The organism is Acinetobacter sp. GG23, from assembly GCF_057766365.1.
Window position 1 is genome coordinate 156250 of the sequence record NZ_JBYMDJ010000007.1, and the last position, 13726, is coordinate 169975.

At 35.6% G+C, this 13726-nt stretch carries 15 protein-coding genes and 1 tRNA gene; 7 read left to right on the forward strand and 9 right to left on the reverse strand.

From position 1 onward, the window contains the following. Positions 1-2: 2 nt before the first annotated feature. The 3 genes from AC3CAU_RS12475 (at position 3) to AC3CAU_RS12485 (ending at position 3289) form a co-directional block, all read left to right on the forward strand. Complete coding sequence (locus tag AC3CAU_RS12475; RefSeq protein ID WP_447053361.1) at positions 3-2015, forward strand: transglutaminase TgpA family protein; 2013 nt, start codon at positions 3-5, stop codon at positions 2013-2015. A gap of 31 nt (positions 2016-2046) precedes the next feature. Beyond that, positions 2047-2123, forward strand: a tRNA-Val gene (locus tag AC3CAU_RS12480). Between the two features lie 146 nt (positions 2124-2269). Continuing rightward, entirely contained in the window at positions 2270-3289 is a 1020-nt protein-coding gene (locus tag AC3CAU_RS12485) for a tyrosine-type recombinase/integrase (protein ID WP_488368497.1), read from the forward strand. Between the two features lie 28 nt (positions 3290-3317). On the opposite strand, the gene AC3CAU_RS12490 is transcribed toward AC3CAU_RS12485, so the two are convergent. The 4 genes from AC3CAU_RS12490 to AC3CAU_RS12505 all read right to left on the reverse strand — a co-directional run bounded on the left by AC3CAU_RS12490 (position 3318) and on the right by AC3CAU_RS12505 (position 7179). Further along, positions 3318-3599 carry a DNA-binding protein gene (locus AC3CAU_RS12490; RefSeq protein WP_447053359.1) on the reverse strand — a complete coding sequence of 94 codons (282 nt, stop codon included), beginning with the start codon at positions 3597-3599 and terminating at the stop codon, positions 3318-3320. Positions 3600-3724: 125 nt separating this feature from the next. After that, positions 3725-6460 carry a toprim domain-containing protein gene (locus AC3CAU_RS12495; RefSeq protein WP_447053358.1) on the reverse strand — a complete coding sequence of 912 codons (2736 nt, stop codon included), beginning with the start codon at positions 6458-6460 and terminating at the stop codon, positions 3725-3727. Positions 6461-6469: 9 nt separating this feature from the next. Then, positions 6470-6865, reverse strand: a complete 396-nt coding sequence (locus tag AC3CAU_RS12500) for an ogr/Delta-like zinc finger family protein (protein WP_447053357.1) — start codon at positions 6863-6865, stop codon at positions 6470-6472. A gap of 137 nt (positions 6866-7002) precedes the next feature. After that, positions 7003-7179 (reverse strand): toxin-antitoxin system HicB family antitoxin, encoded by a 177-nt coding sequence (locus AC3CAU_RS12505; RefSeq protein ID WP_447053356.1) that lies wholly within the window; start codon positions 7177-7179, stop codon positions 7003-7005. A 106-nt stretch (positions 7180-7285) separates the two neighbouring features. Between AC3CAU_RS12505 and AC3CAU_RS12510 the strand changes: the two genes are divergently transcribed. Then, positions 7286-7648 (forward strand): helix-turn-helix domain-containing protein, encoded by a 363-nt coding sequence (locus tag AC3CAU_RS12510; RefSeq protein WP_447053355.1) that lies wholly within the window; start codon positions 7286-7288, stop codon positions 7646-7648. Here the strand turns inward: AC3CAU_RS12510 and AC3CAU_RS12515 are convergent. After that, a complete protein-coding gene (locus AC3CAU_RS12515) occupies positions 7645-7863 on the reverse strand; it encodes a hypothetical protein (RefSeq protein ID WP_447053354.1) in 219 nt (72 codons plus the stop codon). The two genes, AC3CAU_RS12510 and AC3CAU_RS12515, sit on opposite strands and share 4 nt — an antisense overlap. 165 nt (positions 7864-8028) lie before the next feature. Between AC3CAU_RS12515 and AC3CAU_RS12520 the strand changes: the two genes are divergently transcribed. Then, complete coding sequence (locus tag AC3CAU_RS12520; RefSeq protein WP_447053353.1) at positions 8029-9408, forward strand: DUF4062 domain-containing protein; 1380 nt, start codon at positions 8029-8031, stop codon at positions 9406-9408. 32 nt (positions 9409-9440) lie between these two features. On the opposite strand, the gene AC3CAU_RS12525 is transcribed toward AC3CAU_RS12520, so the two are convergent. The 4 genes from AC3CAU_RS12525 to AC3CAU_RS12540 are packed head-to-tail and all read right to left on the reverse strand — an operon-like array spanning position 9441 to position 10786. After that, positions 9441-9602, reverse strand: a complete 162-nt coding sequence (locus tag AC3CAU_RS12525) for a hypothetical protein (RefSeq protein WP_447053352.1) — start codon at positions 9600-9602, stop codon at positions 9441-9443. Positions 9603-9611: 9 nt separating this feature from the next. Further along, positions 9612-9920, reverse strand: coding sequence for a hypothetical protein (locus tag AC3CAU_RS12530; RefSeq protein ID WP_447053351.1), 309 nt, complete (start codon positions 9918-9920; stop codon positions 9612-9614). A gap of 3 nt (positions 9921-9923) precedes the next feature. Then, complete coding sequence (locus AC3CAU_RS12535) at positions 9924-10610, reverse strand: hypothetical protein (protein ID WP_447053350.1); 687 nt, start codon at positions 10608-10610, stop codon at positions 9924-9926. Next, positions 10610-10786, reverse strand: coding sequence for a hypothetical protein (locus AC3CAU_RS12540; protein WP_447053349.1), 177 nt, complete (start codon positions 10784-10786; stop codon positions 10610-10612). The genes AC3CAU_RS12535 and AC3CAU_RS12540 overlap by 1 nt, the downstream gene beginning before the upstream one ends. Positions 10787-11566: 780 nt before the next feature. On the opposite strand from AC3CAU_RS12540, the gene AC3CAU_RS12545 reads away from it, so the two are divergent. Next, a complete protein-coding gene (locus AC3CAU_RS12545) occupies positions 11567-12196 on the forward strand; it encodes a hypothetical protein (protein WP_447053348.1) in 630 nt (209 codons plus the stop codon). Between the two features lie 84 nt (positions 12197-12280). Further along, positions 12281-13726, forward strand: a complete 1446-nt coding sequence (locus AC3CAU_RS12550; protein WP_447053347.1) for an AAA family ATPase — start codon at positions 12281-12283, stop codon at positions 13724-13726.

The window sequence follows — 13726 nt, forward strand, 5'->3', positions numbered from 1 at the left end:
TTATGATGCATGCTGATGTTAGAACATCGATTTTAATGACCTTGCTTTTATTACTGCTTGCACAAGTATTGTTTAATCCTGTTCTGTTAAGTGCAATTTTTGCCCTGATTCTTCTCTGTTTATTTGTCAGCTTTAAAGATGAGACAAAAACAGTATCCAAAATCTGGATCTTTGCCTTGGCAATTCTGGCCCTAATGGCGATCTATTTTAGATATCAGAGTTTTATCGGAATAGAAGCGGGCGTTGCGGTTTTATCCACTTTTTTATTTGCCAAAGCTTTGGAAACCAGGAATAAACGAGACGTCATTATCTTGTTTAATTTTGCTTTGTTTGTCGGGGCGAGTTCATTTTTATATAGCCAGTCCATCTGGATGGCGATTGCAATTTTACTATGCTTATTCAGTTGTCTGATCGGGCTTTACCGTTTACAAACCAGTGAATTTAAACTAGCTCAGAATCAATCATCAGCATTAAAATCAGATGCCAAGCATGTGGGTAAATTTCTGATTTTGGCTTTGCCTTTTTTTATCTTGCTGTTTATCTTTTTCCCGCGCTTACCGCCACTTTGGCATATTCCAATTCCAGAACAAAAAAGTGTCACGGGGATGAGTGACAGCATGTCACCCGGTGATATTGCAGAACTTTCGCAATCCAGCAGTTTGGCTTTTCGCATTATTGGCAATATGAATAAACTGCCTTCCCGCAATGAGCTATATTGGCGGGCAATGGTTCTGGATCAATATGATGGCAGAACCTGGACCAGTAGTTTTGTCAATCAACAACCTGTCTTGAATCATAGGATTTTGAGAAAAGCAGAACAGGGTTTTGATTATCAATACTTGGCTGCAGATTCAAGTGTGATGTGGATCATGGGACTGGAAAAGTCCATTCCCAAAAACCCTCAATACCAATTGAAACAGGGTTGGAGTATTAGCCCGATCCGCTCCATCACACGAAATCAGCCTATTACGCTACATTGGCTAGGCGATGCACAGCTGCAAGGACAGGGCCTATCTAAACCCAATTTACTGGAAAAAATCAATACTCAAACTCACGCTCAACTCGATGAACAATCACGTCAATTCGCTTTGGAAATGTTTCAGAAAAGTGGACGATTACCAGACCAGTATGTGCGTAATATTTTGCAGTGGTATAAGAACAATGATTTTGTATATACCTTAACACCGGGCTTACTGGGTGAAAACCGTATCGATGAATTCTTGTTTCAATCTCGACAGGGGTTTTGTGAGCATTATGCTTCGAGTTTTGCCATGCTGATGCGATACGTGGGGATTCCTGCACGTGTGGTCATCGGCTATCAAGGCGGACAACTTGCACTGGATCGGGCAAGTTGGGAAGTACGTCAACTGGATGCCCATGCGTGGACAGAAGTGCAATTAAATGGAAAATGGCAACGGATTGATCCAACCGCAATCATTGCTCCACAACGCATAGATGCGGGAATGCAAAATTATATTGAAAATGATCGAACTATTTTGGGAAGTAAAGAGCAGAAGTGGAAGTATCGTCAATTTTCAATGATGAAAAATATGCGAATTTGGAGTGACTACGCGAGCTATCAGTGGCAAAGCAAAGTCGTTGGATATGATGCTGAAAAGCAGCAAAGCTGGTTGTCGAAATTAGGTCTGAAAACTGCTTATGCCACTATCCTGATATTGCTCTCAAGCATTTTATTAGTGGTGATTTTTTATTTTGTTTGGATTTATTATCGTAACAGACAGTACGGTTCGGCATATGAACGTGCGATTCAACAGTTCTCTAAGCAACTTGAAGAACAGTTACGTAAGCAGCCTGCTGAAACTTTTTCTGCTTGGATGCACCGATTAGCCGATGGTATTAAAGAAGATCAGCATAGGATATTTATCCAAACGGCAGAATATTATCAGCAGCAACAGTTTTCATCTGAATTTAATGAACAACAAGCAGTGAAATTTAAAGGGATGCTTAAAACTTGTGCATCTGCTTTAAAAAACCATAGAAAGCCCTTGTCTTAGAAAATAAAAGTGAATATGATTCACAACACTTAGGTGTATAGCTCAGTTGGTTAGAGCGCTACGTTGACATCGTAGAGGTCAGCAGTTCGAGTCTGCTTATACCTACCAGATATAAATCAAAGACTTATAAGCTAATCAAATGCTTATAAGTCTTTTTTTTTGCTTATTTGTCGCATTTTACCTAGTGTCAGGCTTGGCTAAATTGGTGAAAAATGGCAGTATTTCTAAGCCATCTGCGACAAGTTTGCGACAAAATGAAAATACCAACTCCTAGGAAAAGAGGCGAGACTTTTACAATTACTGTCTCATATCAAAGTAAAAGATATTACTGCACTCGTGACACTGCAAAAGAATGTGAGCAGTGGGCAGCACTTAAATTATTAGAGTTGAGATCACAAACTAAAATTGAAAATGGTGAGATTAAACCTAAATTTACGTTTAGAGATTTGAATAATCAATATTACCAAAACGTTGGTCAATGGAAGGATTCAAAGTCATCACGCGCTTGGATCAAAGGCCAATACAATAATTTTGAAAATAAGTTTGGGGCATTGGCACAGAAATCTATTTATGACATTAGTCCAAAAGATTTGACGAATTGGAGAAATAAAAGATTACAAGAAGTTGGAGAAAACACGGTACTTAAAGAAATTTCACATTACAGTGCAATATTTACTTATGCACAAAAGGAACTTTTTATTTTAAATGAAAATCCTTGGATGCAAATGACAAAACCCAAAAAACCTAAAGCACGTTCGCGTCGTATTCATGAATCTGAAATTGAACTTATATTAAAAACATTAAATTATGAAATAGGTAAGGAACCTATTTTGCCACAACACTATGTTGCTTGGGGATTTCTCTTTGCTATTGAAACCGCAATGAGACGTGGTGAAATTCTTGCAATGCAAAAGAAAGATATTTTTGATGGGTACGTTCATTTACCCAAAACCAAAAATGGAGATCCACGGATCGTTCCGCTTTCTGAAGAAGCGAAAGAATTGTTAAAACTGATTAAGCATGCAGGTCGCAAAATCATACCGCAGTCAGAAAATGCTTTTCGTTTGATGTGGGAAAAAAGAAAAAATGCTGTGGGTCTGAATAACCTACATTTTCACGATACAAGACATGAAGCTATTACAAGAATGGTTCGAGTTAGGAAATTACCAGTTGAAGTTCTGGCTAAAATTACTGGCCATAAAAAAATTGATGTTCTGGTGAATACTTATTACAACCCAAATGCAGATGATTTAGTTGCAGCTTTTAATGGATAAAAATAAGCCCGCATATTGCGGGCATTTTTTAATTTTTTCGCCTTGGTCCACGTCGAAATTTAGAGTTTTTGAGAAGGGCATCAGCAGCATCAGGATCATACATATGCTTGCCATTGCTCCCTTGGTTAATCGAGATACATTTGGTTCTGATTGTCTCATCAGAAAGTCCGTATTTCTTAACAAGCTCGGAAACTGATACCAATTTACGCTTTTCAAGTTTAAGAGCCGTCACAGTACCGCCAAGAAGAATTTGACCAAGAACAACTTGAGGGGCAGAGTCAGCTTCAATTGTTACGATGAATTCAGGCATTAAGTTTAGCTCCTCTAAATTTAGTCATCGGTCGTTGTAGTTCTACGTTAGAATCATTTCGCATTGTTTCGTCTCCTGACTTAGTGATGTAGCACATATAGAAGCTGTCACTTCTATATATGCGCTTAAAACTTATTTGGTTTTTTTGTGGATTGGTGATTGAAGTATGGATTGGTGAAAAGCCAACATTTAACGACACGCTCGCGCATATCTGAAGTGGCATTCTTAACGTCATCTGCTGGGAAGTTTTTAGACTTCACAGGTTTATTCATGTCAATAAATTTATAGCGACGACTTGAGCGAAGCAGGGTTCGCATTTCATTGATATCTGGTAAAGATTGATAGTTCCGGGCAGCAACTTTATAGACTTCATTTAGATTGATTGCGATGCTCTGTGCATCCTGGTCATGATGATTCAAACTGAATGAAGCACTACGACTGACATTCATATATTCAAACGCATCCCAGAATTGCTGTACCAGAGGATGATCACTGCCAAGCTGCTCTATACGTTCACGTGCCATCGTTTCTAGAATACGTTTAGCATCACAGATTTCATCGAGATCTATCACACCTTTTAAAACGTGTTCTGAAAGTGCATCAATCATTGCCGACACTTGTGCATGACAAAGGGCAATACGAGTATGAGTAATCCCTTTTTGATGAAATTCTTCTTCAAGACCTTGGATATTGTCTGAATAAGTTTTCAGAATTTTTGCTTCATTTTTTAGGCAATGCGTCATATAGGTACATGCTTCTTCAAGCTCTATGCGAGACAGCCGGTCAGCAATTCTTTTTTTATCTAAATTATGGCCTTTGGTCGTCACTGTAATATGTAATGTACGCGATAGAATCGCTTCAGAGGCTTGAATAGGGGTATTCTGGCTAATCATGATCGCACCACGGAATGGTGGCTCATATGTTTCATTGCCTGCAGTTTTCAAGCCTTTAGAACGAATAGCACGACCATTGAATGCATCTTTAAGTTCATCCCAACTGAACTTTGCTTTTTGAGTCCCACTATTTTGATCGTTACGATCGCCTTCAATCAGGACGATAGGCATATTGGATGCTTGAGCAAAATTTCGATAAATCGCTACGCTGGTTGATTTGTTTGGGTCAAAGCCTTCATACGCTTCACGACCACTGAATTTCCATAATAATTCTAGTAAGGTCGATTTACCTGCACCTGCTTGGCCCACAAATTCGAAGAAAGGATAAGAAGAATTTAATGCACGGATTTGTTCAGCAAAATAAGTTCCTGTCCACCACGCTAATATGATTAAGCCATTTGCCCCATTTAAGGTGTAGAAGTCTTTCCACCATGTAGGTGAAAATTCCTTTTTAGGATTAAGGGTGATAACAGGGGAATTGGCTAGACTCTTTAATTCCTTTTTTCCTGTTCTAAAGAAATCATGTTCATTTTTGGGGATAACTTGTCCGTTATGCACAGCATATTGATCAAAGATATAAGCTTGATAATCTTTGCTATAACCAACGAAATCGATTGTTTTTACTTCACGTAATTTTTCAGTTTTACGTTTAATAAAAGTTTCAAGTTGTTGATCGCTACCTGTCCACATAGCACCTGAAAGTACTGACATGACACGTGGTTTAAATTTACTACGTGATGCCATGTGTTCTGCGGTAAATGTGGTTTTGGTTTCACCCCAAGGGCTTTGCAAGTGAAAGTAATACCAGGACTCATCTGTAATTTCATTGCGTTGGAAATATAAGGGTTCAAGTTGTGCATTGCAGATTTCTTTAGCTGAAGAACAGGTCTTTAATGCCTGAATACGGATTTCCTCTTCGGATAACATCTGATTTTGTTGTGATTCCTCAACATACTGGACAGCTTTATTGAATTTTTCATAATCCAACTCCCACCAGTAGGTGCGAAATTTATGATTAAAAAAGAATTTACTGAGATTACTTCCGTAAAAATTATAGATAAGTAGTCCTGCTTCTTCAGGCGTATCTACAATTTGAAGTTTGCCAAAATGGAGATATTTCTCTTGATCCTTTTCTGTGAGTTGTTCACGTTGGAAAAGGTCGTTCCAGTCTAGGGATTTTCCATTTATAGGCGCTGGAGGCAGAGCAGCGGTAGAGATCCATCCCTCATCTGTGGCATGTTTATGATGTTTTGATAAAAACTTCTTACCTGCTTGATCATTGTCTAATGCCCAAACTAATCGAGGCTTATCTTTATTGAGTTCATGGCAGCGTTTTTTAATGGCATCAAATATTTGGGTTGGATAATTGCCACTGTTCATGTTACTGATGCTGATAATTGCAGACTGCGAAAGTGCAATACTATTAAATATGCCTTCAGTGATCCAAATACTACCTGCATGACAGAGTTCATCTAACTCATGAATAGACCAGGCTAAGCCTGTCCATTTACCGATAAAATTGGCTTTCTGACGACCAAACCGGTCAGGTCTATCGATGATACGTTCCCAATAAATTCCTTCAGCCAATTTAAAGCGGACAGTCGCACTGACAAGGCTCTTATTCTTAGGAGATTGATAAAGTTCTTGGCTATAGCGACCTTTTAAGTTTTTAAGATCAAAACCACGACCTTCTTTTAAGTAGGCATCTGCTGCCGCATTTGGGTTTTCGGGTGTTTTGGGATGGTATTCAGACCAATCTTTAAATAAATCTTCACAGATATCTTTGACATGTTCTTCATAACCACATTTGTTGATCCGACCACATTTCACCATGCGTGGTGTTTCTGCATGGGTATAGAGTTCTTTTTCATTACAACTCGGGCAGCGTCCTTGACGATACCATTCCCCGACTTTCTTAAAGTTAAAAAGTTGATTCAGTCTGTCATCAATACGACGTTGAAGATCCATTTAAAAAACCTATAAAAGTTTAATTTGTTGAAGCCGATGGCGGTATGTAGATGCTCTAGTCAAATCAATAGTTGATGAATGGAATAGGGCAGAAATAAAGCCTTCAACATAATTCTTTTGATGTTCATCAATTTCGGTTTGTATTTCCAAACTTGCTAGTTGATGTTCGAGTTCGTTTTCCCACTGACGTTTATGCTGTGGCAGTCCTGTCTGAACTTCTGGATTTGGATTAATACTATTTTGTACCGGTCTCACCATTTCCAGACTTGCTGCGAAACTTGCTAGGCACTGATCATTACGACAAGACACAATTAGTTCATGTAGCAAAGGAGAGGGTTTTTTACGACTAGATACATGCATACGTGTGCCACAGTGGGGGCAATAAAAACCAATTGATTTACTCATGGAGTACCTCTAGATATTCAATCAAGTAATTGTTGCTCCCGACGACACTTACTTAATCGCTCTTTCTCATTTACAAAAATTTTCAAATATTTGAAAAATCTGTATTGGTTTTCAGGGAATAGCCGAAAGACCGTGCCTTATGATGATTTTGATTTTTGAAAAGAATCTTTAACCAGTTTTGATTCAACAAGATGTTTAATCCATTCGTTTAAACTCATGTCTTGTTTTGCTGCTTCTACACGTGCAAGTCGTTTAGTTTCTGGTGTAGTACGAAAGCTGATTTGGACTTCTTTTTGGGATTCTTGAGTAGCCATGGTTGTTTCCTTTGGAATCCACAGTGATTAAACTGTGGTGAATAAAGAACTTTGTTAAAATGGTAAATAAGCAAAGCAATATTATCCCAAATGGGATAATTAATATATGGATTTATCCCAAATGGTAAATGAGAATAACGATCAAAGAGGCGAACGCCTTCGTCAGGAACGATCACGCTTAGGTCTGTCGCAAAAAGATTTTGCTGCTTTATTTGGTAAAAAAAATATGGCTGTAATGCGTTATGAAAAAGGCGAGCGTGTTATGGGGCAGGATGATTTAGAATCTTTGCATGCAGCGGGAGTAGACGTTTACTACCTAATTACTGGTGAGCGGACTCAGCCAGATTTACTTTCGGATGATGCGAAGGAACTGCTTAAACTGTGGGATTCAGTAGAGCCAAACCACAGAGAAACTTTGATGACTTTAGTGCGAAATTTTGCGGAGAGTTTTGCGATCAAGAAAGATTAGTTATCTAGTATTTTCTCTTTCAATTTTGAATACTGGCGATGATACCTGCCGAACTCATAGGTATTAATCAAAGACATAGTGAGAAATGCTTCTAAATAACCAATAACTTCTCCAGTTAGTATGTCTGGATTTACATTGCTTTTAAGTTCAAATTCAATATCCGAGAATTTCTTATCGAGAAGTTCTCGGATTTTTTCTTGAGTTAGATTTTGCATGATATGACCTCTTTACATATCGCTAAGAATTATATTTATAACATAAAATATGTGGTGCTGTTTTTATCTAAGAATATGAAATTATTTAATAAATATGTATTTATCTAACTTTGTTGAGATGCTATAAGTGTTAAGTAAATCAGTGTTTATTTTATAAAGAAAAAAATGAGTCAAGAAAAGAAGTATCAGGTATTTATTAGTTCAACCTATACAGATTTAATAGAAGCACGAAGTGCGGCAATTAATACTGTTCTAGAATCCTATAACTTTCCAGTAGGGATGGAATTGTTTGGTGCAGATAATGATGAACAATGGACGATTATTAAAGATTTAATTGATTCAAGTGACTTTTATATTTTAATACTTGGTCATCGCTATGGTTCTATTTCTAAAGAGGACGGTATTAGTTTTACAGAAAAGGAATTTGATTATGCCGTAAGTAAGGGGCTGAAACTTATCTGTTTTGTTCGTAATGATAACGTTGCAACACTCCCACATGAAAGGGATCATAACATTGAAAATTTAGATAAATTAAAGCTTTTTCGTCAAAAAGTTTTAACGAATAGGCTTTGTGAGTTTTGGGATTCTGTAGATGACTTGAAGCATAAAATCTCACATTCTTTATATAAAAATATGAGAAAGCATGGTGGTACTGGCTGGGTGAGAGGCAACCAAATTTCAAGTCAACTTGCAGAAGAAATGGCTAAGCTAAGTGAGGAAAATAGACAACTTCGTGAGGAAAATGAGTTTTTAAAAAAAACATCTGAAATAAGAAAACCTGTATTAAAAGTTTCCTTAAATGAGATTGCAAATAACATGTCTATTGGTGAACAAGCTATTGTAGTGAAATTCCCAATTTTAGCTGATCATAAGAAATTTATATTGCCAGAAAAAAGAACAAAAAATATTTTACTTGAACAATCATATTTGCTTGAGGCTTCCTTAGCATCAATGTCACAACTATTTGGAGGGAAAAGACCCGATGAATATTTTGATGCTTATAATGCTGAAATTGACGCAGTTACTGAAAAGCAGATCTTAATTCATAATCAATGCTTACAGTTATTAGAACAGTTAAATAAAGGACTATTAAATTTAGAAATTAAAATAGAAAATACAGGCACTTCTTTAGCTACAAATGTAAATATAGAAATACAGTGCCCCGAATTTATTACTATTATTGACAATAATGATAAATGTAATATCGATTATTTTGAAAAGAAATTTAAAGATAATAAAATTACAATTTATACACCAGAACAAAGATCAGAGAAATCATATAAACCAAGTTTCTACGATCCATCCCCAATTTTATTTAATACAGGTTTAAATCTCAATAATACAATTAATCAAGAAATCAAAGATTATGTAGATGATAATACTATTCATATAACCATAAATTCTTTATTACACTATAAAAGAAAAATTTTTAGTAATTATCACTTATTTCCTAATGCCGTAGGGAAAGATGTAATAAAAATCCAATTAATTTGTGGTGAATATGCCCATTCTGAAAGTTTTGAAATTCCGATAATTGTTGAGTAGATAAAAAAGCCCTCCTAAGAGGGCTTTTTTATCTACTCTTTATTTACAGCCATTTGAATCTGACGAACCTGTTCTTGAATAATAAATAATGTCGCTGCTACAGATTCACCAGTGAGTGAGCTACAGTTTTCAGTCGATTCAATCAACAAAGTTAAGTGCTGATCTAATAACGATAATCTTGCTTGAGTATCCATGTTATTCCTCTAAGAACGGTTAAAACCGTTATTTATCAGGTCAGTTAGTTCATTGAAAAATTGCCAACTCTTCTCTGTGTTCTCTAAAATCAAAATTGCCTGTACAGCACATATTGAAAGATTGTATGTGTCATGCTGCTCATTGAAATGATAGTCAATATTTTCACGAAGTCGTGACCAGACAATATTTGTTTCTACAAAAGTTTTGTAGGAAATATCTGTTTGCAGCAAACGGTATAAATGCTTCGAGCTGATGAAGAACTTACGCTTTTTAGAATGTGGTTCTTGAACTCGAATAATGTGTCTTTCAATTCCCATTTTTTAAGTCCTTAAAAATTCTTCAGGTAGTATTTGTTCTGGTGTGTGCCATTGCCATTTATTGATATCAAATCGATTCGTTGCCGAAGCCGTATAACTCGTAATTAATCTGGCTTTTTTCTCCCAAAAGTAGAGGCGAGGGTCATCATAAGAAATATCAAGTTTGTATTGGCGAAGTTGTCTATACAGCGTGCGATGTTCCTGCGGAATGGTGGCAAGATCTTCTGCTGTGGCTTCAGCATGAATAGGCGTTTCTGTCCCTATGATTTTTTCTGGTGCTAGCTTCAGTTTTGGCTGTGGTTGAGGTTTTGTAGCACCTACGGAGATACCAAAAAGTTGCTTTAATTTTTTATAATTGATGCTGTAGTAATTGACCCGTTCGCGCTTAACAGGATCTAGTTTTTGAACTTCAATTAAACCAAGTTCTCTTAGCTTAGCAACAGCGCGCTTAATAGTGGATATGCTATATAAGCCCAAAGTAGTTTGCCAGTTTTCATAGGTATGCCACCACCATTTCCGGTTTTGATGGACTTTGATATATCTGACCGTTTCTCCATTTTTATTTTTAGTATGATTTAACATAAAGTAGAGTTTTTGCAAAAAGACCGCAGCTGGTGTTCCCAATTCCTTAGCAATTGAAGGGGAAGCATACAATGCAAATTCCTCAGAAGTTTTAAGAATTTGTGACATTATTTTTCGCCCCGATAGGTTTCAGTGAAACAAGCTTTGCAGTGCGAAGTCCATTGAGATTTGCCGCGCCAAGTACCATTTTTGTAAAAGAAGTCTGTGTCGAGAGGGTAGTAGTCGCCACAGCGCGTACAGCGTTTTTCTGTACCAAGTTCAGTATTGATATAAATTTTAGACATGCGATTCCCCTTAACGTGTAAAACGTAGGCGAATGAAATTTAAAATTTTTTTATGAATTTGGGGTTGAGCAAAGTTAGATGCTTGTAAGCGTTGTATACAGAGGGTATCAAGGCATACAGGTGCTGAATGCACATTTTTATTTTGAATGTTCATAGTCGTTAACTCAGTGATAATTTTAACACCTGTCAACATTCTTCCTACGGAATGGTGACAGACTAAACAGGGTGTAGGAATACCGTTCACTGAGTACGGCCAACCCGAAGGTTGCCCTGTCTAGCCTGCCATAACGACTGCTAAACAGTAGGCAAAAAAAATGTCGCATAAGCGACTTTGATTTGCGCTCAGTGATGATAAAACAGGTTCCTACGCCTGATCACAGATTTTGCTGTGATATGGACAATATAATTTAATTATTTTTTAAGTCAACTGTTTTTATCGAATCTGTTGTTCATTCGATTTGTTGTGATCTGATTTATATTTTTCAGTTTCGGCTTTTTGCATTCTTTTATTTATTCTATTTATTTATTCTTTTTAATATAGAAGAAAAGTTCATTTTGACACTCCCCATCGGATCAGAATGCACCATATCATTGTGTCAAGATGAACTGATTCATAGTGTCATTTTTCATAATAAATTATGTTTAATTTGTAAGATAAATTAAGGATAAATTTAATATATCTACAGTATTGGATTTTAGTGGAAGGATATACTTAACTTTGTGAATTTGTGAGAGAATGCAGAAAATTTAATACAAAAGCAGTAATAGCTTAGTAACTTTATGACAAAGAAATTTAATTCACGTTTAGTGGAATGGGTAAATGAGTTAGGGCAAGACCGACTCAAAGAAATGAAAGCTTTGAAAAAACGAAAAGCAGACGAATTTGATGCTCTTTTCGCTGCTATAGATTATCGTAATTTACAAACTGATTTTGGTTGTAATGATTATGAGTCTGCGAAATCACAGTTTGATGGTCAGATAAGTTTTCTTAAAAAATTGCCTACAAAAACATGTCCATTCTGCAACGGAACAATGGTCGATAACAGTGATGCCATAACTTTAAAACCATATATGAATAGTTTCTGGCTTTCTGAATCGAGGGGTGTTTATAGGGCATGCAGCGATGTAAACGATTGGTTAGGTAATTTTGCGTGGTCTTGTTATGACTGTGAAACCATTGAAACCCATCCACCAAAAGAAACTGCGAAGGTGTGGTTAAATACGTCAGAAATACGAAAGAAAAAGATCTTTGCCAGTTCTATTTTTAGAAAATTCCTTGAAGTTGAAGCCGTCAGTTTAGAAGGGGCAATGGGGCGTGGATGGCTTATTAAGTACGATCAAAATTGGTATAGCAATTATAAAGTGAAGGGTGAGTTGGTAGATTTGTGGGAGCTTTATAAAAGTATTTAATGGTTTAATTTTATTAATATAACTAGTTAATAATTTATGAGTTAAGTTAACTATTTGAAAATCTAGCAAAGGGGTAGTGATATTGTGATTAGTTTGAAAAAAGAAGCTCTTGAAGATATTAGGTCTGAATTAAAATATATATGTGTGGAAGGATTGAATGGTTTTCTAAAACATGAAATCTATTTAAAAGAGGAAGGTATAACTATCTTACATGGACCTAATGGCTGTGGTAAAACCACACTATTGGATATGGTTATGCATTTTTATAATTCTAACTACTCAAAGTTATCTCTTGTAGACTTTAATAAATTCACATTAATTCATGAAATAAATAATGAAGGGAAGATAGAAGAAAAAACTATAGTATTTAATAAAAATATTATTGAATATAATGAAGATATTAAACCGAATACTTTATTAAGTAATTTTGAGCGAAGCTGTTTTAAGCATCAAATAGATTTCTATAGATTAACAGTAAGTATAGATAATAAATCTCCAGAAACTTTATTATCAAAACCTATAGAAAATCATCATGATAATACGTCAGAATCTGATTTTCGTAGAAAAATGAAGTTTAAATATGCTTTTGATGATGAAATACATAGAGTTAGAATTGGGGATGATTTATTTGGTGATGATCGTAGCTTTTATGTAGAAGAAATAGATGATAGTGGAAGACGATTATTGAATAGTAAAAAGTATATAGATATAAAGCAGCTATCAAGATCCTTAAAGTTTTTTATGGTAAAAACACAACGTCTAATTTATATGCCTTCAGAAATTAATGAAAGAGACAAAAAAAATTATGGCAATTTAATGATTGAAAGATATGCTAAAGACATTGCACAGAAAATTGCAACTTCTTTAGCAGAATCAAATGAAAAAACAGCTTCTCATAATAAATCTTTTCCAGAACGACTCATTCAGAATATTAATGTCATTGAAAACACTCATGAATCAGAAAATGATATTAGACGTAAATATAAAGAAACACAGGATAAAATTACTAAAATATTAAATGCGGGACTGTTGTTTAGAGAAAAGAATATCGCTTTACCAGATGAAAGTTTAAATAAAGATAATGTGAAAACAGTTTTATCATTATACCTCCAAGATTTGAATGAAAAGCTTTCTGTATATGATGATCTTCTTGAGAAAATTGAAACATTTCAAGAGATTGTGGGTCAAAAAATACGAAATAAGGATATGAGAATTCATTATGAAAAGGGTTTTTATTTTACTTCAAAACATGGAGATAAAAGAGAGCTTAAGTTGTCTGAATTATCTTCAGGAGAGCAACATCAGATTGTATTATTTTATGAATTAATATTTCTTGCAGATAGTGGTACATACTATTTAATTGATGAGCCAGAAATTTCACTTCATGTTGATTGGCAAAGAAGTTTTCTTGATGACATATTAAGAGTAGAAAAATTAAGAGGTCATAAATTTATTATAGCTACTCACTCGCCCCAAATTATTGGTTCGAGAAGAAGCCTTTGCGTTTCACTTGATGGTGGAATTTTATAA

Coding starts and splice junctions, on each gene's coding strand:
- AC3CAU_RS12475 (WP_447053361.1), top strand. CDS start 3: ATGATGCATGCTGATGTTAGAACATCGATTTTAATGACCTTGCTTTTA.
- AC3CAU_RS12485 (WP_488368497.1), top strand. CDS start 2,270: ATGAAAATACCAACTCCTAGGAAAAGAGGCGAGACTTTTACAATTACT.
- AC3CAU_RS12490 (WP_447053359.1), bottom strand. CDS start 3,599: ATGCCTGAATTCATCGTAACAATTGAAGCTGACTCTGCCCCTCAAGTT.
- AC3CAU_RS12495 (WP_447053358.1), bottom strand. CDS start 6,460: ATGGATCTTCAACGTCGTATTGATGACAGACTGAATCAACTTTTTAAC.
- AC3CAU_RS12500 (WP_447053357.1), bottom strand. CDS start 6,865: ATGAGTAAATCAATTGGTTTTTATTGCCCCCACTGTGGCACACGTATG.
- AC3CAU_RS12505 (WP_447053356.1), bottom strand. CDS start 7,179: ATGGCTACTCAAGAATCCCAAAAAGAAGTCCAAATCAGCTTTCGTACT.
- AC3CAU_RS12510 (WP_447053355.1), top strand. CDS start 7,286: ATGGATTTATCCCAAATGGTAAATGAGAATAACGATCAAAGAGGCGAA.
- AC3CAU_RS12515 (WP_447053354.1), bottom strand. CDS start 7,863: ATGCAAAATCTAACTCAAGAAAAAATCCGAGAACTTCTCGATAAGAAA.
- AC3CAU_RS12520 (WP_447053353.1), top strand. CDS start 8,029: ATGAGTCAAGAAAAGAAGTATCAGGTATTTATTAGTTCAACCTATACA.
- AC3CAU_RS12525 (WP_447053352.1), bottom strand. CDS start 9,602: ATGGATACTCAAGCAAGATTATCGTTATTAGATCAGCACTTAACTTTG.
- AC3CAU_RS12530 (WP_447053351.1), bottom strand. CDS start 9,920: ATGGGAATTGAAAGACACATTATTCGAGTTCAAGAACCACATTCTAAA.
- AC3CAU_RS12535 (WP_447053350.1), bottom strand. CDS start 10,610: ATGTCACAAATTCTTAAAACTTCTGAGGAATTTGCATTGTATGCTTCC.
- AC3CAU_RS12540 (WP_447053349.1), bottom strand. CDS start 10,786: ATGTCTAAAATTTATATCAATACTGAACTTGGTACAGAAAAACGCTGT.
- AC3CAU_RS12545 (WP_447053348.1), top strand. CDS start 11,567: ATGACAAAGAAATTTAATTCACGTTTAGTGGAATGGGTAAATGAGTTA.